The sequence below is a fragment of the Dongia sp. genome, from assembly GCF_041906375.1.
Lineage (GTDB): Bacteria > Pseudomonadota > Alphaproteobacteria > Dongiales > Dongiaceae > Dongia.
In genome coordinates this window covers 1191392-1208924 of the sequence record NZ_JAYRJJ010000001.1, presented here as the reverse complement: position 1 = coordinate 1208924, position 17533 = coordinate 1191392, and the positions used below count along the sequence as shown (strand labels likewise).

The 17533-nt window shown below is 57.0% G+C and carries 13 protein-coding genes and 1 tRNA gene; 7 read left to right on the top strand and 7 right to left on the bottom strand.

Annotated elements, in window-relative coordinates; all coding sequences use genetic code 11:
- Positions 1 to 510: 510 nt before the first annotated feature.
- Genes ACE3OA_RS05610 through ACE3OA_RS05600 form a run of 3 tightly spaced genes read right to left on the bottom strand, consistent with a single transcriptional unit; the run spans position 511 to position 2449 of the window.
- On the bottom strand, positions 511 to 1875 hold the full coding sequence (locus ACE3OA_RS05610) for an ATP-binding protein (protein ID WP_374308768.1): 1365 nt from the start codon (positions 1873 to 1875) through the stop codon (positions 511 to 513).
- Complete coding sequence (locus ACE3OA_RS05605) at positions 1872 to 2219, bottom strand: response regulator (protein ID WP_374308766.1); 348 nt, start codon at positions 2217 to 2219, stop codon at positions 1872 to 1874. Before ACE3OA_RS05605 ends, ACE3OA_RS05610 begins: the two co-directional genes overlap by 4 nt.
- On the bottom strand, positions 2210 to 2449 hold the full coding sequence (locus tag ACE3OA_RS05600; protein WP_374308764.1) for a hypothetical protein: 240 nt from the start codon (positions 2447 to 2449) through the stop codon (positions 2210 to 2212). The genes ACE3OA_RS05605 and ACE3OA_RS05600 overlap by 10 nt, the downstream gene beginning before the upstream one ends.
- Before the next feature lie 141 nt (positions 2450 to 2590).
- On the opposite strand from ACE3OA_RS05600, the gene ACE3OA_RS05595 reads away from it, so the two are divergent.
- From ACE3OA_RS05595 to ACE3OA_RS05580, 4 genes are read left to right on the top strand one after another with little or no spacing between them, the layout of a single operon-like run.
- Entirely contained in the window at positions 2591 to 3013 is a 423-nt protein-coding gene (locus ACE3OA_RS05595; protein WP_374308762.1) for a PepSY domain-containing protein, read from the top strand.
- A gap of 59 nt (positions 3014 to 3072) precedes the next feature.
- Positions 3073 to 3543, top strand: a complete 471-nt coding sequence (locus ACE3OA_RS05590; protein ID WP_374308760.1) for a DUF2271 domain-containing protein — start codon at positions 3073 to 3075, stop codon at positions 3541 to 3543.
- Between the two features lie 23 nt (positions 3544 to 3566).
- Positions 3567 to 5783 (top strand): PepSY domain-containing protein, encoded by a 2217-nt coding sequence (locus tag ACE3OA_RS05585; RefSeq protein WP_374308758.1) that lies wholly within the window; start codon positions 3567 to 3569, stop codon positions 5781 to 5783.
- On the top strand, positions 5764 to 6738 hold the full coding sequence (locus ACE3OA_RS05580) for an FAD:protein FMN transferase (RefSeq protein WP_374308756.1): 975 nt from the start codon (positions 5764 to 5766) through the stop codon (positions 6736 to 6738). The genes ACE3OA_RS05585 and ACE3OA_RS05580 overlap by 20 nt, the downstream gene beginning before the upstream one ends.
- A 470-nt stretch (positions 6739 to 7208) precedes the next feature.
- Here the strand turns inward: ACE3OA_RS05580 and ACE3OA_RS05575 are convergent, their stop codons facing one another.
- Both ACE3OA_RS05575 and ACE3OA_RS05570 read right to left on the bottom strand, forming a co-directional pair.
- Positions 7209 to 12056 (bottom strand): hypothetical protein, encoded by a 4848-nt coding sequence (locus tag ACE3OA_RS05575; RefSeq protein WP_374308754.1) that lies wholly within the window; start codon positions 12054 to 12056, stop codon positions 7209 to 7211.
- 410 nt (positions 12057 to 12466) lie between these two features.
- Positions 12467 to 13048 (bottom strand): hypothetical protein, encoded by a 582-nt coding sequence (locus tag ACE3OA_RS05570; protein WP_374308752.1) that lies wholly within the window; start codon positions 13046 to 13048, stop codon positions 12467 to 12469.
- 108 nt (positions 13049 to 13156) lie between these two features.
- Between ACE3OA_RS05570 and ACE3OA_RS05565 the strand changes: the two genes are divergently transcribed.
- Positions 13157 to 13717, top strand: coding sequence for a recombinase family protein (locus ACE3OA_RS05565; RefSeq protein ID WP_374308750.1), 561 nt, complete (start codon positions 13157 to 13159; stop codon positions 13715 to 13717).
- A gap of 107 nt (positions 13718 to 13824) precedes the next feature.
- The gene (locus tag ACE3OA_RS05560) at positions 13825 to 14151 is read left to right on the top strand and encodes a hypothetical protein (protein ID WP_374308748.1); all 327 of its coding nucleotides are present in this window, start codon (positions 13825 to 13827) and stop codon (positions 14149 to 14151) included.
- Positions 14152 to 14207: 56 nt separating this feature from the next.
- Here ACE3OA_RS05560 and ACE3OA_RS05555 read toward each other — a convergent pair whose 3' ends face one another.
- On the bottom strand, positions 14208 to 15038 hold the full coding sequence (locus ACE3OA_RS05555; RefSeq protein ID WP_374308746.1) for a hypothetical protein: 831 nt from the start codon (positions 15036 to 15038) through the stop codon (positions 14208 to 14210).
- 754 nt (positions 15039 to 15792) lie between these two features.
- Here ACE3OA_RS05555 and ACE3OA_RS05550 point away from each other — a divergent pair.
- Complete coding sequence (locus tag ACE3OA_RS05550) at positions 15793 to 17436, top strand: recombinase family protein (RefSeq protein ID WP_374309222.1); 1644 nt, start codon at positions 15793 to 15795, stop codon at positions 17434 to 17436.
- On the opposite strand, the gene ACE3OA_RS05545 is transcribed toward ACE3OA_RS05550, so the two are convergent.
- Positions 17396 to 17471: transfer RNA gene (locus ACE3OA_RS05545), tRNA-Glu, on the bottom strand. The two genes, ACE3OA_RS05550 and ACE3OA_RS05545, sit on opposite strands and share 41 nt — an antisense overlap.
- Positions 17472 to 17533: the final 62 nt, after the last annotated feature.

The window sequence follows — 17533 nt, the reverse complement described above, 5'->3', positions numbered from 1 at the left end:
CGTCCCCAACGGGATTAAACGCCGCAGTACATCCGGCCAAACGTTCTGAAATGACTATTTGAGTTCAAAGACAAACCCAGGCAAGCGACCTACCGCAGCCTTTTGCTGCGCTCTTGCTTGCTTCTCGTCGGCAGCGCCAAAAGCGATCGGTCGATTTACCCTGACAGGCCTTTTCGCCACCATGCTTGGAACAAATCAGAAGCTAAGGGGTGGTCCAAACCGGAGGTCTGTCGCGCCTGGAGCCGGCCATTTACCATCCGCCACAGCTTGACCAGTTGATGATTTCCTTAACTTGATATCGACACGTTTTCACAGTAACAACAAGATGATACTCAACTGTTTGGTGTGTCTGCGCGTGCGCTAACCGACGTTAGTGGTTTCATTTCGCCCGCTGTCCCTGAAATATTGAAGCATTGGCTGCAAAAATCGAAGGGGCGGCCATCCTCGTTGGCGATACGGTGCGCCAACAGGTGCCCCGGAGCAAACGATCGTGCAAGGTTGCGCAGGCGATCAAGAGGCTTGCTTACCTGCCGCCACAGACCGCACTTGCATCGAGGGGAGCTGGATTCGCGCTTCAAATCCTCTGTCCGTGCCTGGAATAGGAGAGAGTAGTTCGAGGCGTGTGCCGGCGCCGGAAGCGATCGCGTCGGCTATCGCTAACCCGAGGCCGGAACCCTTGGATGTTGTCTTGCCGCGCTCAAAAGGCTGCGTGAGCCGAGCCAGTATGTCTGCCGGCACTGCCGGACCGCCGTTGGAGACGGACAATACGCCTTGTTCACTCAGAGAGATCGTAACTGGCTCGCTCGCCGCCCCATGCCTGACGGCATTCTCGACCAGGTTTCGGACCAGGATTGCGAAGGCATCGGCATCCAGCTCCGACAGGAGCGGTCGCTTCGGTAGCAAAAGCCGGACACGTGAGCCGTCAGTTGCGCGCCTGAGCTCCTCCACAACAAGGCTGACGATTGGCACCAGATCGTGTTCCGTCTCCGATAACACGCCCCCGCCCTCTGCCTTGGCGAGCTGCATCAGCTTTTCCGTGATACGCGCCAACGAGCGGAGCGAGTTCTGGATCTGCCGCGCTCGATCTTTAAGTAACGGGTCTGAAGCCTCGGCTATCAGCCGCTGCGCTTGGGCAAGGGCGGCGGCGATCGGTGTTCGGAGCTCATGCGCGCTGTTCGCGGCGAAGCTCCGCTCCGATTCGAGCGCACGGCGCAGGCGTCCCATCAGGCGGTTCACCGCATCCGCAATTGGACCGATCTCTGCAGGCAACGAGGCGGTGCCGATAGGCCTGAGGTCGCCATGTCCGCGGGTCTCGATTGCGTCACGGAAACTGTGAACTGGCCGCAGGCTCACGCGCGCCCACCACCAAACGGCGGCAATACTCGCCGGGACCAGGACAAGCAACGGCATGGCCAGCGCCAGGGAGACTTCGAGTGCTGCCTGGCGCCGGTGGGTCAGCGGTTCGGCAACCGTCACCGCGATCGTGCCTTGCACAGCCGCCTCGGTATAGAGCCGGTGCGTGTCGGTCTCGGTGAACCCGCGTTCGGCGACCGAGGGGAAGTCTGCTGGATCGGCATCGTGAGAGCGGAGGAGAATGTTGCCTGCGCCATCTCGCACGACATAGGTGAGATATTCCTGATGCGGGCGAACAAGAGGAATCCGCTGGGTCGCGAGCGGCCCCTCTCGATTGACGATCTCCACGACCGCCAGCGGTAGAATGCGCTGGGCTGTTTCCTGGATTGCGCTGTCGAATGCTTCGTCTAGCCCATGACGGACCAGCAACCCAGCGGCAATGGTCGCGGCAAGCCACGTGATCGTGACGCCGAGCGCGAGTCCCAACGCGAGACGACGCTGAAGGCTTCCCTTGCGGTTCATCTGCGCCCCAGCCGATATCCTATGCCGCGGACTGTATCAATGATGTTGGCCCCCAGCTTCTTGCGGAGCCGGCCAACATGGACCTCGAGAAGAACCCACGCGCGTGACGTCAAGGGCACGGGCCGCCCAACGCGCATGACCGTGCGGGGCGCCAGGTCGATGCCGAGATCGCCCAAGACAATCAGAGGGTTCGGGTTTCCGGAGTATCGGCGGGCAACCGCTTTCAGCCGGGCCGAGAATTCGGAGGGGGCGAAAGGCTTCACCAGATAGTCGTCCGCTCCAGCGTTCAAGCCCGCGATCCGGTCGGAGATCTGGTCCAGAGCGGTCAGGACGATCACCGGCATGTCATCACCGGCATGTCATCACCGGCCGCGCGACGGCCGCGCAAAAAATCGATCCCGCGGCCATCGAGCAGAAGGAGGTCAAGCAGTACAAGTTCGTAAGGAACAATCCGGACATAATCACTCACCTCATCCAGGCGGCTGGCCCAGTCGACCCCATGCCCCTCGGCCGCGACATGATGGCACACCGCGGCACCCAATCCGGCATCGTCCCCGACGAGCAACATCCGCATGCGACGGCCATTTTCTCCTGAAGCAAGGCTATCCCGTGAACCTGAAGCCGAGCTGAAGAGATATTTTGGCTCGCTTCAGACTGGCTTCAGCTTGGCGCCCCACCTTATGGCCATCGGAACCCCTGTTTAGGACGAAGCACCATGAGACACCCTGTCCTGATCGCCGCGCTGACCCTGACGACGCTTTGGGTGGGCACGGCTCTTGCCGACGATGACTGCGAAGCGCCCATGGCCGACTGGCAGCCGCGCAGCGCGGTCCATCAGCTGGCTCAGTCCAAAGGCTGGACCGTCCAGCGCATAAAGGTCGATGACGGCTGCTACGAAGTCAAAGGCCGAGACGCCAACGGGCAGCGTATCGAGGCCAAGATCCACCCCGCGACGCTCGCAGTCGTGGAGCTTGAGACCGACGAAGAAGACGATGAAGGGGAGAAGAGCGAGGAGGAAGGTGCGGGCAATTCCTTCCCTGGGACACAGAACTCTGAGGGCACCGCGCCGACTGCCAACCCAGCGCCGAGGAACCCGCTGATCAACGGCAACAGCCTACCATCTGGTGTTGTGCAATGACCCTTTGCCTCCGGGCATCCGAAACCCTGCCCATGATCGACAATAGCTGGAGAATATCGATGAAGAAGACTGCAGCCGCATTGGCGGTGATTGCTGCGCTTGGATTCCCCGCACTGGCCGAGGCGCGTGAGATCACCTTCACAACCAAGCTGAAGCCGTATGGCGGATCGGCCGCCTATATCGCGCTCTATGTGACGGATGGAAACGGCCAGTACCAGGGCACGCTGTGGGTGGCCGGCGGCCAAGCCAAATACTACCGCCACCTCAGCGACTGGAAGCGCGCCACGAGAGGGGATCTGCGCGAGATCGACGGAATCACGGGTGCGAGCGTCGGCAGCGGCAAGACCCTGACCGTCACGGTCGATCTCGCCGACGTGCTGATCGATGCGGGCTATCAGGTCCGGGTCGATGCGGCCGTGGAGGATATGGGCGACAGCCCTGGCGAGATCGTCGTGCCCCTGAACTCGAACGCTGCGGGACAGCCCGTTGCCGGGAGCGCATACGTCGAGTCCTTCAGCTACTCCATGTGATCAATAGGCGGTAACCACGCATCATGCTGCGCCGGATCCACTCCCTTCCTGGATTGATTGCCGCTGTTCTGGTTTCAGTCCTTGCCCTGACAGGGGCGATTCTGTCGATCAATCCCGCACTGGAGCGGGCACGTTCATCGATTCCATCTGCGGGCGAGATCAACATCGCCGATCTCGCCCAAAACGTGGTCGCACACTACCCCGGCGCAGATCGAATCGTCCGCAAGGCCTCGGGCGCGATCGTCGTCTACTACTTCAAATCGGACGTGCCTGGGGCGGAGGTGGTGGACCCAAGGACGGGCGTTGGGATCGCTCCTTATGCTCCATCGGGCTTCACGCGCTGGGTGACCGACCTTCATCGGTCTTTGCTGCTGGACGACGGCGGGCGCGCAGCCACCGGAATTGGGGCCCTGGCGATGGTCGTGCTCAGCATCTCGGGCGCTATCATGCTGGCAAATCGTCTCGGTGGATGGCGACGGCTCTTTGGTCACATCCGTGGAAGTAGAACGCAGCGGCTTCACGCCGAGATCGGTCGTTACGCAATCCTGGCGCTGGTCCTGACCTCGCTGACTGGCGGCTACATGTCATTGGCCAGGTTCGGGGTCGTTCCAGACGGGATGGACGCCGAACCCGCATTCCCATCAGTAGTGGATGGCGCCGCGCCGATGCCTGTTGGCGATCTCCCCGCCCTGAAGGCAATTGACCTCGCGGATCTGCGGGAGCTTACATTCCCCTATGACGGGGATCTGACGGATGCCTACGCGCTGACAACGACGCAGGGCACCGGGTATGTCGACCAGGCCACTGGCGCGATGCTCAATTATCTGCCACATGGCCTCGCGCGGCAGGTTTACGAAACCATCTACATGCTGCACACGGGCGAGGGGCTGTGGTGGCTGGGACTCCTGCTCGGCGTCTCGGCGCTCACGATCCCGGTTATGACTGTAACAGGTGCCGCGATCTGGTTGAAGCGCCGGCGTACCACGCCGCAGATCAGCTCGAACGTGAGGGCATCCGCAGCGGACACGATCATTCTCGCGGGCAGCGAAGGAAACAGCACATGGGGGTTTGCCAAAACGCTGCACGATGCTCTGACTAAGGCTGGTCACCGTGTGCATACCGCGCCGATGAATCGGCTCTCGGGCGGGTACCGCGGCGCGAAGCGGATGCTGATCCTCACCTCGACTTATGGCGACGGGTCGGCCCCGGCATCGGCCAGGCAGTTTCTTACGCGCCTGGAACAACTAGACGTCGCGACTAGCCTGCCGGTGGCGATGCTGGGCTTCGGCGATCGCCAGTTCCCTGGTTTCTGCCAGTTCGCGAAGGATGTCGACGCTGCGCTTTCCGCGAAGGGTTGGCCGCAGCTCTCTCCGCTGCATACGATCGACCGGCAATGCGTGCAGGCGTTCGCGCGCTGGGGCGCCGAGATTGGCGCTCGGATCGGAACACCACTGAACCTGATACACACGCCGGCGCGGCCCCGCACCTTGTCCCTGCAACTGGTCGAACGCTTCGACTATGGCGCGGAGGTGCAGGCGCCGACGGCCGTGCTGCGCTTTGCTGTGCCGGAAGTTCATCGCAGGATGTCGCGGTGGCTTGCGGGGCCTGGCCTGCCCCGGTTCGAAGCAGGCGATCTATTGGGGATACTCCCACCAGGCAGCCCGCTGCCGCGCTTCTATTCCCTCGCTTCCTCGTCCTCGGACCGGATCCTGGAGATCTGCGTGCGGAAGCATCCGGGCGGCCTGTGCTCAGGTTTTCTCCACGCGCTCAATCCGGGCGATACGATCGATGCCTTCGTGCGGCCGAATCCTGCCTTCCGCCCGGCTAGGAGCAGGGCACCGGTGATCCTGGTCGGCGCCGGCACAGGAGTCGGTCCTCTGGCCGGGTTCATCAGAGGGAATACCGGCAGGCGCCCGATGCATCTCTACTTCGGAGCACGCGACCCGAAGTCCGATTACCTCTACGCAGCCGATCTGCAGGCGTGGTTGGCCGACAAGCGGCTGACCCGACTAACCACTGCGTTCTCCCGCGCAACGGACCACGCCTACGTGCAAGATCGTATCGCTGCCGATGCGGACACACTCAGAGTCCTCGTTGCTCGAGGCGCACAGATCATGGTCTGCGGCGGGCGCCAGATGGCTCAGGGAATTGAACGAGCCGTCGAGGAGATCGTCAAACCCCTCGGGCTGGATCTCATGACGCTCAAAATGCAGGGTCGGTATGTCGAAGATGTCTACTGACTTGCAGGCACCCCAACGGTCCGTCCATCTCATCGGCGGCAAGACCATGGGAACCCACTATTCCGCTCGATTCGTCGCGGACCAAGTGGACCAGGCGTCGGTCGGCGCCGCGCTCTTCGCGGCGGTCGACGCGGTCGACCGGCAAATGTCGACCTGGAAACCGGACTCGGACCTGACGCGTCTCAATGCCGCTCCCGTCGGACAATGGGTCAAAGTGCCTCCGGAAATGGCCCTTGTGCTTTCCGAGGCATTGCGCATCGGTCGAGCTTCCGGCGGAGCCTTTGACATCGCTGTTGGCGATGCCGTGAACGCCTGGGGATTTGGCTCTGCAGGTGCACGTGAAGGGCGGCAGCCCAGTGTCGCGCCCGCAAGCGTGAGACCCGCGGCAACCGATAGCCTGGAGTTTGACGGCGCTCGCGAATACGTCCGGACACTCGCACCGGTCAGTCTCGACCTGTGCGGAATCGCCAAAGGCTTCGGCGTGGACGAGCTCGCCCGCTGCCTGGAGCGCTTTGGCATCACATCCTATCTGGTCGGCATTGACGGCGAGCTGCGCGCGCGAGGCCGCAAACCGAATGGAACGCTGTGGACTGTGGCGATCGAGCGTCCGGATTACGAACTGCGCGACGTCATGGGCGTTTTAGAACTATCCGACACTGCGATCGCAACGTCGGGCGACTACCGTCACTGGGTCGAGATGAATGGCGCAAAGCTCTCGCATACGATGGATCCCCGAACCGGAGAGCCACTGCGCAATGGTATTGCATCGGTGACCATCCTTGCCAGCAACTGCATGGAAGCGGATGCCTGGGCTACGGCCCTGATGGTCATGGGGGAAGATGCCGGTCTGGAATTCGCACGCGCCCGGGGGCTCGATGCGATCTTTGTTATCCGGGAGGGATCTCATCTGGTGGAACGGGGTGTGGGGCGCTTCGCTTTCGAAACGAAGTGTTAGTAGGCACCGAAGTATGCCCCCTCAATTGTCAATCAATCCGGGAAGTTAACATGCCGAACGGCGCCGAAACCCCACGCCGAACCACAGACGGTCTACCACTTAAGGCCGGAGGAGTTCGCGACTAGCAGGCATGAAATATACTGTATCGGTGGCGTCCCCAACGGGATTTAGCCGATATCACTTGCTACCCAGGAGGACGATCCGGATCAAGCTGTAGCATTTCACTAAGCAAAACGACGACAAGCGTTGGATTCGAGATCTCAACAGCAAGGTCCATTTATCTAATTGATTTTAATCTTATATTTTTAGATTCCATTAAATTGATCGGTGTCTGATACCGATCCATCTTCGGGGAGCCAGGATAAGGCCGGACCCGCACAATGATCGCGGTCGTATCCATTGGGACTACCGTTAGCGGTTGCAAAACTGAACTGCTGCTGGTTCTCGCCGGGGCAGGGCACCGCTCTGCCCTACTTCGCCGCTTTCTTCGCGCTCTTCTTAGCTGGCTTCTTGGAGCCTTTCTTCGCCGCCTTCTTAGCACTCTTCATGACTGGCTTCTTGGAGCCTTTCTTCGCAGCCTTCTTAGAACTCTTCATGACTGGCTTCTTGGAGCTTTTCTTTGCCGCTTTCTTAGTGCTCTTCTTGGCTGGCTTCTTGTAGCCTTTCTTCGCCGCCTTCTTAGTGCTCTTCATAACAGGTTTCTTGGAGCCTTTCTTCGCCCCCTTCTTTGAACCTTTCTCGGGACTTTTCCTTACTGACTCCGCGAAGGTTCTTTCTTTTGACGGAGCCACAGAAGATGAGTTTACCTGCACAGATCTTGCCACCCCAAAGAACTCTTGAAGTTGCTCTTCGGTCGGATTCCGCTTTTCGCTAAAAATGGCATTCTGCCAAGTTCCGTCGCGCAGCCAGTACACTCCGGTATGATCGACGCTTCCGCCAAAGCCGTAACCGTGGTTCGCTCCCCCATACACCGCTTTCTCGCCGGCAACGAGCCATATCGCGGATAGATCCGCCTCTTCCAGCATTGCGAGGAATGCTGCCTTATTTACTAGCCCGGCCGTCGTGCCCTCTTGATTAGAGGATGGATCAAAGAAGATCACCTCACCTGACGAAGTTTCAAATCGTAGGTCTCGACCGTTTGTGAAATTCATTCCCAGTGCACGCGCCATCCATGGGGCAGGCAAGGTAATATGCGATGACCGCTTAACTGATTGGTCATAGCTGCTCATTTCGCATGAATATTGGACTGTCGGCGTACGGACTGGAACTTTTAGCTTTGACCATTTATCTGGCTCGATCCAGTCCCCAAACATCTCGGCGTCCGGATGCCATGACAATTCTCCAAGATACCAGCTTCCATAAAGTTCTACCTTTGGGATGACATTTGGATCGACAAGTATTTGGTTGCGGAGATTCTCAATGGCGAGTTTCTGATCTTGCCGCTTGACGACGATGCAATTCAGCCTGAACCAAGCGTCTTTTTGTAACTCCTTTGCGGCTCTGTTCACTCCGTGACCACGCCAACTCGCAAAACTGTTTAACGCCAACCACTCTTTCCCAGTTTCTGGTTGCTTAATATCTATAAGCTCGGAGCCATTTACGATCCCATCTTGGCTACCTAACCAGGCCAAACGCTCGAATGGGTTCGTTTCTTTCAATTGTGGTTGAGCCGGAACCCACCACGTCTTGTCAAAATGACGCCATCCGTCATCGCCAGTCTCCCACCGTAGCATCGACGGATCAATTTGCCTCAATCCCGCGTCCCGTGCGGAGCCGCTTTGTTCGGCCTCATCGCCAAACTCATCACCAAGGAGCGGGAGATGATCTTCCATTCGGGCGATTAGCTCATAGAGTGAGATCCATTGGTATTTTTTCCCGACACGTTCAATCGTATGTGTGTGGCGGTCGTGCGTGATTTCCCTATCGAAAGCCTCAAATAACTCGTTGGTCCAGCCTAGTTCATGTGCTCGCTGACAGACCCATCGGCGCGCCCATCCGTTGTTAAAGCGCGCGACCTTATCCTCATCCAATGTGATGCTGTCGGGATAGACGACAACATTGCGAGCGCGAACCCGATAGTCTTCCCATTGTTGAGCAGACAGCGAATGTCGGAATTCACTCTCAATCTCAGTGAACTTGCCCTCTCGCTCATGATGCGGCGTACTACGGCTCTTGCCGGAATACTCCGCCAAATCACGCACCATTCCTTCGAAAATCGCTAGTTGTTGCTCACTCGCAAAATGAAGAAACTCTTCTGTCCAAGATTCATAGATGTCTTTGTGCGAGGGGCGCCGCTTTCCACTTGCCGCAGGGGCAGCCCAACGCCGGACTATTGGGTCAATTACGTATCGAGCAAAATCGCCGTCGTTGACACAGGAAGCGACGATACGATCGCCAAAGATGTTTCCGTTCCCATAGTCAGTTTTGAACACTTCGATCATTTCGTCTGTAACCAACTCAAGGGGCCACTTACTTGAGTAGGGCGGCTGAAAGTCACGGCATTTTATGCTATCAGGCAATGCCCCTTGCGCATTTGCGAACGCCAATATCCCGTAAGCACTATCGCGCGTCAGCGCATTCAATGGCGGGGTGACAGCCCGAAAAAAAGTCTCGTAAGTTGACTTAGCGAGATCTTGAAGCTCTATTCTTGCTCGGTTTTGCATCGCCGCGCCGTATGCAGCCGTTACTAACCGCTCAATCACGTACGGATCGTTTACTGTAGAGAAGCGCTCCAACAATGAACTCGCCAATTTCAGTCTACTAGCAAAAAGGACGGCGAGGGCTTTCGTCGCTCTATCACGAACTAATCTATTTGTCGTCGCAAGAAGCCACGACAACGCTATCCCAGCTAGCTCGGCCCGTTCTGGATCGATTGGGCCAAAACCGTCGTCGAAGACCCAAGTCACCAATGCATTCACGGTGCTATCATCATCTCCAAGATGAGAAACGACGACAGACCAACGCAAGTCTCTTTCCGGCATCGACATCTTGCGCAAATACTCATCGAGATACCGAGCGCCGTACCTATTTGTGGGTTCGGTCGCGATAGCAACGAGGACGGAAACGAATTCTTCCGGCCTCCCTTTAGAAACAAATTGTAGTGTCCGGTCAGTGAATGCGTGCTGATCGCGAAGCAACAGGCTTTCGTCAAACGCGTAGCGAATTCGGTGACGCTCCGGGCATAATTCCAATATTTCACGGCCGGTCCGCTCAGGAATCTGAACTGCGAGAGCCTCTAGAACTCCCTGAAATTGACTCGAAGATTGGCCAACGGCGAACTTGTAGATTGCTGTTTCTGGCGAAATTTGTTTGATATCGCCACCATCGCGAAGGTGATCATCAAGCAGACTCTTGGCTATTGCGTGATCACTCATCCGCTCAAATGTAAAGCGAACGTAATGGCGCGCGCCCCCTCCTTTGATGGGCATTAGCTCAACGGAGAGCAAGCCTTCACTCTCCAATTGGACTAGAAGTGAGCGGTCTACAGCCCCACGACTCTCTAGAATTTCTTCAAAGCAAACGATGGCTTCTTGCTGTTCAATATAAGTGGAACGTGCGGCGATTAGGCGATCTGTGAACGCTCGAATTGCTTTTTGGACCACCTCGTATGGCGGCGCGAGATTCATTCGACGATTTAGAGCGTTGACAATGGCGTCGTAGTAAAAATCGAAGACCGCAGTTATTCCATGCAGTCCTTTGGGGATTTCGTGGAGCCCTTCTTTTTCGAGAGCATCGCAACACGATTTCAGGAATAGTGGATTGTTGAATTCCTGTAGGAAGTTTGGAACTGTCGGACGTACGATACCGCGCTTTCGCAAGTACTCTTTGGCTACCGAGCCACCTTGTGAAGCGAATCCAGGATGCCTCAGGCGCGCAATTGAGTGACGGATCTCAGACGGGAGTACGTATTCTATGAAGGTTGTTCTACACGACAGGACTACGCAGATGCGCTGAAATGGCTCTACTGTTTTTAGGAATGCGGCTACTCGGTGTGGCCAAATATCTATTCCATGGCGTTCATTGATCGCGTCCACACAGATTATCGCGCGCACATTTGCGGCTTCGGCGGCCGCGTCCACACTTCCTAGAAAATGACTCACGTTCTGGCCGGTTGGTAGATCCAATTGGACCATGATTTGCCGCCAAGGCTCGTCATCAATTAGTGAACTTCCCAGTATCATTAGCCCAGGCTGGCCCCCGTAGACTTGATGGGCAACGACGTCAGCCAATAGGTGCGACTTGCCAATCCCCGCCGGGCCTTCAAGCAGAATGGAATTTTTGTTCGCAAGTTGCCAAGAACTGGCAGAAAAGGCTGAGTGAACCTCATCAACGACGTTCATAAGTTCGAATACTGAACTCTCAGCCGATTGTATTGGGTCGGAGTAAAATGATTTAGGCTTGTTTTGTCTTGGCAGTCCGTAAAGCCACTCAAGCGCTTCTTGAAGAGCTTGCTGACATTCTACCGCTCGGTCGATCCACTTTTTCAGAGGGTAGGGCTTATCAGGAGTGACAATCTCAGCGGCAATACCTTTCCAAAGGGCTTCAATCTTCTCATCTAGACCCTTTGGGCATGAAGATCGCCTGCTTGGAGATACCTCACTCAAGCTCTCAGTGCATTTGCCTCCCGCAATTCTGAGGGAAAATACCCAACTATCAAGTTGCCTTTGCAAACTGGTATCGCGGGTAATGGCGCGAAATGTCTGCCGAATTGGTAGGTCAACGTTTGTCTCAGGTGTATACCTCGACCCGAGAGCCGCTCTCGCCTTTGCAAGCTGAGCGTCAAACCAGTCGGGCGTAAGCCATTCTATTCCAAACCAGTATAAGATTCGCCCAGCGAAGGCAGGATGCTGCTGTGCCAATAATTGTGAGATATGGCTCTTGCTCCAAAGAGATATTGCTAGGGGGCGCTTCGCTTTCTTCGCAGCCGCTTGCCACTTTTGTTTCCATAGTTCCCATTTTTGTTGCGCGCTTCTTGCCTTTGAACTCCGCGCATCTGGCAGGTCAAACGGCAAACACACAATGTACTCGGTAAGCTTGGGGTGCTTCGCTAGTGCAGTCTTTATGGAATCGTTTAGTTGGGATTCTAGTGAGTTGTCCCACTTAAAAACATATTTGGCTTGCCATCCTCGTTCGCAACCATTTGAGAACCGCTTAAAGCATTCGACGCCAGCATCACTGCCTTCGCCTTTTCGAAAGAATGTCGATTGGGTGGGGTCACTCTCCAATGCCGCAATCTGACAACAGAGCTCTTCAAAACCTTTGTGTCTGCTGCCATCTTGTGCCCGGATTTGATGGAAATTGATGTCCGGCAATACCACGGGGATCCCCCAGTTTGATTCTAACCTCAACCAAAAATCGACTTTATCATTTTTCTTGCCGCCTTAGAAAGCTAGCAGTCGATTCCTTTCCCCTCTGCTACCGTCAACAAGGGTTCGCCACCAAAAATCACGCGCATTCACGACGCTACAGTTAATCTCCTTTTCTGGCTCGTCGCGGCTGCACCCGAGCGCCACCTTGCCTCTGCAATCCTGAGGGTCTGCGACGGTTGCCGATCTGCGTCCTCTGGCCGCCGCAATATGGCGACCCGGATTGTTCGCCCACGTTGGCGCTAGCGAGTTGCGCCGACATAATTATCCACGCGTGAACCACCAGATACACGACCTCAAGTGCAGAGAGAGCCGGACGCCGGTTTGAAATGTTATAAAAAAAATCCAGCCCGTCTGAAATACTATGCTACGCGGCGATTTATTAGGGCTCGCGCTCCCCCCCCTCCCCCCGTCGCTGCAAAAGCCAAAAAAACACCGCGAGTCAACGCAACGTCGCGTCGCGCCTTGGCGAGCTTCAACGCATATCGCTTACCGTCGGGCTGCCAACCATTTTTGTCCGGCAGCATTCGGTTGATTGCTGCGCAATGCGCTTCATATCTCAGCTCTTCGCGACTCTTCGTGCTCGGGATCAATCGCTGAGCGAGGGTATCGAGACTTTGCGAGCCGCCAAGTTCGAATAAGTCGGTATGCCGCTTTTGCAGTAGCGCCTGCACACCAGCGCCATCACACACCTGCTCTAGAATCAGGAGATCCACCAACTTCCCACTGTGCGAAACCAATTGGTCAGCTAACAGAAGCCTATTGACCAATCTCTCAGCGGTTTTGAACGAGTGGTATTTGCCTGAGGCGGAGTCGTATGCGACGGCGCAATCAAAGCGAAACTTGTTCTTTGCTATAAACTCACGCTGCTCTGCTAGCGTGGCGAACCCGTCTCGCTTATCTCGATAATACGCACTCTCTGTATCAAAGCAGATGTATCGCATTCGGCTCTCCGAGGTCTTCCAAACTATACCTTACGACACCCATAAGTTGACAGGGTCCGTTTCATGTCTCATTATACGAGTCTTGTAACATTTAAAAGGTTATGAGCCATGTCAGTTGTAGGCTATGGACGTGTGTCAACCACCGGCCAGACACTCGCGGTCCAGCAGGACATGCTAAAGGCAGCCGGCTGTGAGAAGATCTACACTGAGAAGAAATCCGGCCTCGATGGCAAACGTGTCGAGCTTAGCAAGTGCCTCGATTACGTTCGCGATGGTGACGTATTGCTGGTGACGAAGCTGGACCGCCTCGCCCGCTCGACGTCGGACTTCTATGCGATCCTTGCTCGCCTGAAAGACAAAGGCGTGGGCTTTCGTTGCCTCGATCAGAAGGAACTCGACACCACGACAGAGCATGGAAAGCTCATGGTTGGCCTTCTTGCGCTCATCGCCGAATTCGAGGCCGATATTCGCAAAGAGCGACAGCTAGAAGGCATTGCGAAGGCCAAGGAGCGTGGGGTGGCCTTTGGGCGTCAACGCACCCTGTCAGATGACCAGGTGGCCGAATTGAAGGCCCGGCGAGCCAGTGGTGAGCTAATTCGCGACCTGATGGCCTCTTACGGCCTCTCCAAGCCCTCCATCTACCGGCTGCTGGCGTCGCCGCCGGGTTGACAGCGTTGGCCAGCTACCTCTAGATCATCCGCAGAAACTCTCACCCAATTTCCCAACCTCGGATAGCGTGCCGCATCGGCATGCTCTTGCATGTCCAGAGGTTACCCATGAAAGCAATCGAAGATCTCCGCCAGAGCGCCGCCTCCGTGGCCGTCTATTACGATGTATTGACGCGTCTGTTTGATGACGCAGAAGCCAAAGCTGGCGTCTACTTCGACCGTGAATGGCACTGTTCGCTCATCGCCACGGCCGCTATGTACCTCGCCTACCAGCGCGGCGCCGAGTTCTTCTCTGTTATGGAGGCGACCGTTATTCGCGACAGGCTGCACAATACCGTCGATGGCGTCTATTTGCTTCTCGGGCACAATCGCGTCTCCGACCCCATGCGCGACCGCCCCAACAAGCCGGAAATCTGGCCGGACCCCTTCGAATAGCAACTGCCGAACCTACCTCTAAACTACCTGTCTTTTGTCGAGGTATTTTGGCTAGCTCACGCCCGTACGCTGTTCAACAACTGGACAGGCGCAACACCTATCCCACGAAGGTGTTGCGCCCCATTCAGGCACGTTAAGGGCCGATCCACCTGATCGATGGGCCAGCTTGTTGCCCGTCCCTCGCCTTGTGGCAACGCGTGGGTAGGGCAATCCATGTGTGGGCGCTGGTCTTGCGTTGGTAACCAAGAAAGCTGTGTCTCGGGTAGAAGCCCGCTATGCATGACGTCGAAGACGAACTCCGCCAGCTCGGGCACCTTTTTCAGGTCCACATAGCCCGCCTTGGCCCGCGCAGCCCTATCGATCCCTCGGGTCAAACCACATCGTTTGAATGGGATGTTGCCTTGTCCGCTGCGTGTTATGCCGATCCCCTCGAATGCGGGTGCCCAGTCGGCGTTGTAGTGGTCTACCCCTTTCAGGGAGTAGCTCGCCCAGCGAACCCGATCTGACACCTTTGCCAGCCTCTTAAAGTACGGCATGCCCGGCAGAACCAACCCGGTGTCTGATCTTAATTGCTTAACGCAATGCTCCTTGAACGCGGTGATCAGGTGCGCAGGCACGGCCACGCCGATATGGCTATGTAAGCCTACCCTCAGATCGCGCTCGAAGGCCCAGAAGGCCGCCGGCACGATCCCTCTGTAACGAAGCCAGTGCTGAATGCTCTCCATGAAGGCTTGGTGGTGTTTGAATATCTCCTGGGGGTCCGCTGCGGGGTAGCGGCGACGCCAGGATATCGTCAGCGCCAAGGTGAACTCTTGACGGATCGCCTCGCAGAAAAGCGTGGCGTTCAACAGGTTCGCGACTTGGCGATCCTGGATACGCGAATACAAGCTCTAGACACTTTCATAAGCTCATTTCTGCTTCCTCTAAATGTAAGGGGCTAAATGCGCGGCAACCATGTAAGAAAGCCAGTATTCACCGGCTTCGGCGATGACTCACCCGCCGCAATCTGGCGCAGAAAATGGAAATTTCTTGTTCAGTGGCCCGCCCAAATTGCCTTTGGCAGATGCGCGGAGCAGCCTCCTGAGAGGCGATGTCGGGGCCGAATGAACATCGGCAACCTACATTATCATGCCGACTGGGTGTTCCCAATAGCAGTCTCAGATTTTTCTTTTGGCATTCGACATGCCCCAACATATGCGGCATCCAAATTCTTAGGCCGGCGAACAAGCGTCACAGCCGATTGCTGAGAGGGTTTCTCGGCAGGCCCCTGGGAGGCCCTAGAAGGCCCTAGAAGGCTCTAAAGGCCGGTTGGCGACTTCAACGTATCAAACTTGGACAACTGATCTCCGACCGTGGGTTGGCGTAAAAAAAGCTGAGACTGGTATTGGGGATTGGCCATCTCCCTGTCAGAATGAGGGCGGGCGATACCAGTTGAGAACCATGTTCCACTGCGTATGCCGAGAGAACCCAACATTCCAATTTAAGAGTGAATGAGCGAAACAAATATACATGCTTTTGCGGCCGCGATTCTGCCCCACCCCAACCTCCTGGCAATTGCGCGTTTGCTGGCCCGCCAGGCGGCGACTGCAAAGTACCTACCGTCTCCCACGTCTTTCGACCGGACACGGAACATGACAACCAATGACAATGAGAACGTGGATGAAGCGGGCAGCGATATACGCGCGGTACAGTAGCGACCTCCAATCGCCGACTTCCATTGAAGACCAAGTGCGCCTTTGCCGGCGGCGAGCGGCCGAAATCGGCGCGGAGGTAGTTGATGTCTACAGCGACGCGGCCATTTCCGGAGCGCGCCTGCTGGGACGTCCCGGGATTGACAGAATGCTGAAAGACGCCAAGGCGGGGCGGATCGATATCGTGATCGCGGAAGCGTTGGATAGGCTTAGCCGTGACCAGGAGGATATTGCCGGTATCTATAAGCGGCTTGTTCATGCGGGTGCCAGCGTCCTTACCTTGGCGGAGGGCGAAATCAGCCCGATGCACATCGGCTTTAAAGGGACAATGAATGCGCTTTTCCTGAAAGACCTTGGAATGCGCGTCCGGCGTGGCCAAAGCGGACGCGTCAAAGCAGGTCGCGCTCCGGGCGGACTTGTTTACGGATATAGGGTTGTGCCCAAATTCGACGAAAGAAACGAACCGATCAGGGGGCTTCGTGAGATCGATCCGGACCAAGCAGCGGTGGTCGTCCGCATCTATGAGAGGTATGCCGCCGGCGTATCTCCTCGCGCTATCGCAGGAGCGCTGAACGCAGACGGCATCCCTAGCCCCCGGGGCAAGACGTGGAACGCATCTACCATTACCGGTCAGAGGAAGCGCCTTAACGGCATTTTGCACAATCCGATCTATATCGGTCGCATCGTCTATAACCGCCAGGGTTTCCGGGTAGACCCGGATACCGGCTCTCGAACGGCCGTTACGAACCCGGAATCCGACCGGGAGGAGCAAGAGGTTCCAGCACTAAGGATCATTGACGACGAACTGTGGCAGAAGGTGCAGCACCATTTGATACTTCGGCGCTCTGGCTCGGAAAATCCGGGACGCCAGCGGCGCCCGAAACATTTACTGTCCGGCCTCGTCAGTTGTGGTTCCTGCGGTAGCACCTACATCAAGGTGGACGGCGAGTATCTGGGGTGCGCTCGCCACAGGGAAAGCGCCGACTGCTCGAACGGACGACGCATCAAGGCTTCACGCTTGGAAAGCGATGTCATTTCGGGGCTGCGTCAGCATCTTATGCAGCCCGAGGCAATCGCGGCCTTCGTGGATGAGTATGAAGCCCGAGCGCGGGCTATTTCGGCCGCTACGAAACGTCACCGCGCCTCCACGGCGAAGCGGGAGCGTGACACCTCGGTGCAGATCGAGCGATTGGTGACCGCTATTGCGGACGGCACGCACTCGCCCGCGGTGCGGCAGCGCCTTATCGATCTCGAAAGGCAATTGGAAGAAATCCGGGCGGAAGCGGCAGCAGCCGCGACAGATGGTATGGTAGCACTGCATCCCAATCTGGCCGACCTCTACCGTGCCCGCTTGGACAGCCTCCGGGAGGCGCTGAGCGAACCGGGTGAGCGGGTAGAAGCTGCGACGCTCATTCGGGGGCTTATCGATAGGATCGTGCTACATCCGACTGCCGGCAAGCGCGGGCTGGAAGCTGAAATTGTGAGCCAGATGTCGGCATTGTCGGCTTTGGCACAGGGCAAGAACAAAGCCAAACCGGAACTAGTGATATCGGTGGCGTCCCCAACGGGATTTGAACCCGTGTTACCAACGTGAGAGGCTGGTGTCCTAGGCCACTAGACGATGGGGACCCTCGAGGCCGCGGGGTAAAATCACGCGGCGCGGGCGAACTCTTAGAGGATCGGGGCGTTTC

What these genes read in the sequence shown, in the direction of transcription:
- ACE3OA_RS05585 (WP_374308758.1), top strand. Translation starts at nt 3,567, where the DNA reads ATGCTGCGCCGGATCCACTCCCTTCCTGGATTGATTGCCGCTGTTCTG.
- ACE3OA_RS05570 (WP_374308752.1), bottom strand. Translation starts at nt 13,048, where the DNA reads ATGCGATACATCTGCTTTGATACAGAGAGTGCGTATTATCGAGATAAG.
- ACE3OA_RS05600 (WP_374308764.1), bottom strand. Translation starts at nt 2,449, where the DNA reads ATGCGGATGTTGCTCGTCGGGGACGATGCCGGATTGGGTGCCGCGGTG.
- ACE3OA_RS05595 (WP_374308762.1), top strand. Translation starts at nt 2,591, where the DNA reads ATGAGACACCCTGTCCTGATCGCCGCGCTGACCCTGACGACGCTTTGG.
- ACE3OA_RS05565 (WP_374308750.1), top strand. Translation starts at nt 13,157, where the DNA reads ATGTCAGTTGTAGGCTATGGACGTGTGTCAACCACCGGCCAGACACTC.
- ACE3OA_RS05580 (WP_374308756.1), top strand. Translation starts at nt 5,764, where the DNA reads ATGTCGAAGATGTCTACTGACTTGCAGGCACCCCAACGGTCCGTCCAT.
- ACE3OA_RS05590 (WP_374308760.1), top strand. Translation starts at nt 3,073, where the DNA reads ATGAAGAAGACTGCAGCCGCATTGGCGGTGATTGCTGCGCTTGGATTC.
- ACE3OA_RS05605 (WP_374308766.1), bottom strand. Translation starts at nt 2,219, where the DNA reads ATGCCGGTGATCGTCCTGACCGCTCTGGACCAGATCTCCGACCGGATC.
- ACE3OA_RS05550 (WP_374309222.1), top strand. Translation starts at nt 15,793, where the DNA reads ATGACAATGAGAACGTGGATGAAGCGGGCAGCGATATACGCGCGGTAC.
- ACE3OA_RS05560 (WP_374308748.1), top strand. Translation starts at nt 13,825, where the DNA reads ATGAAAGCAATCGAAGATCTCCGCCAGAGCGCCGCCTCCGTGGCCGTC.
- ACE3OA_RS05610 (WP_374308768.1), bottom strand. Translation starts at nt 1,875, where the DNA reads ATGAACCGCAAGGGAAGCCTTCAGCGTCGTCTCGCGTTGGGACTCGCG.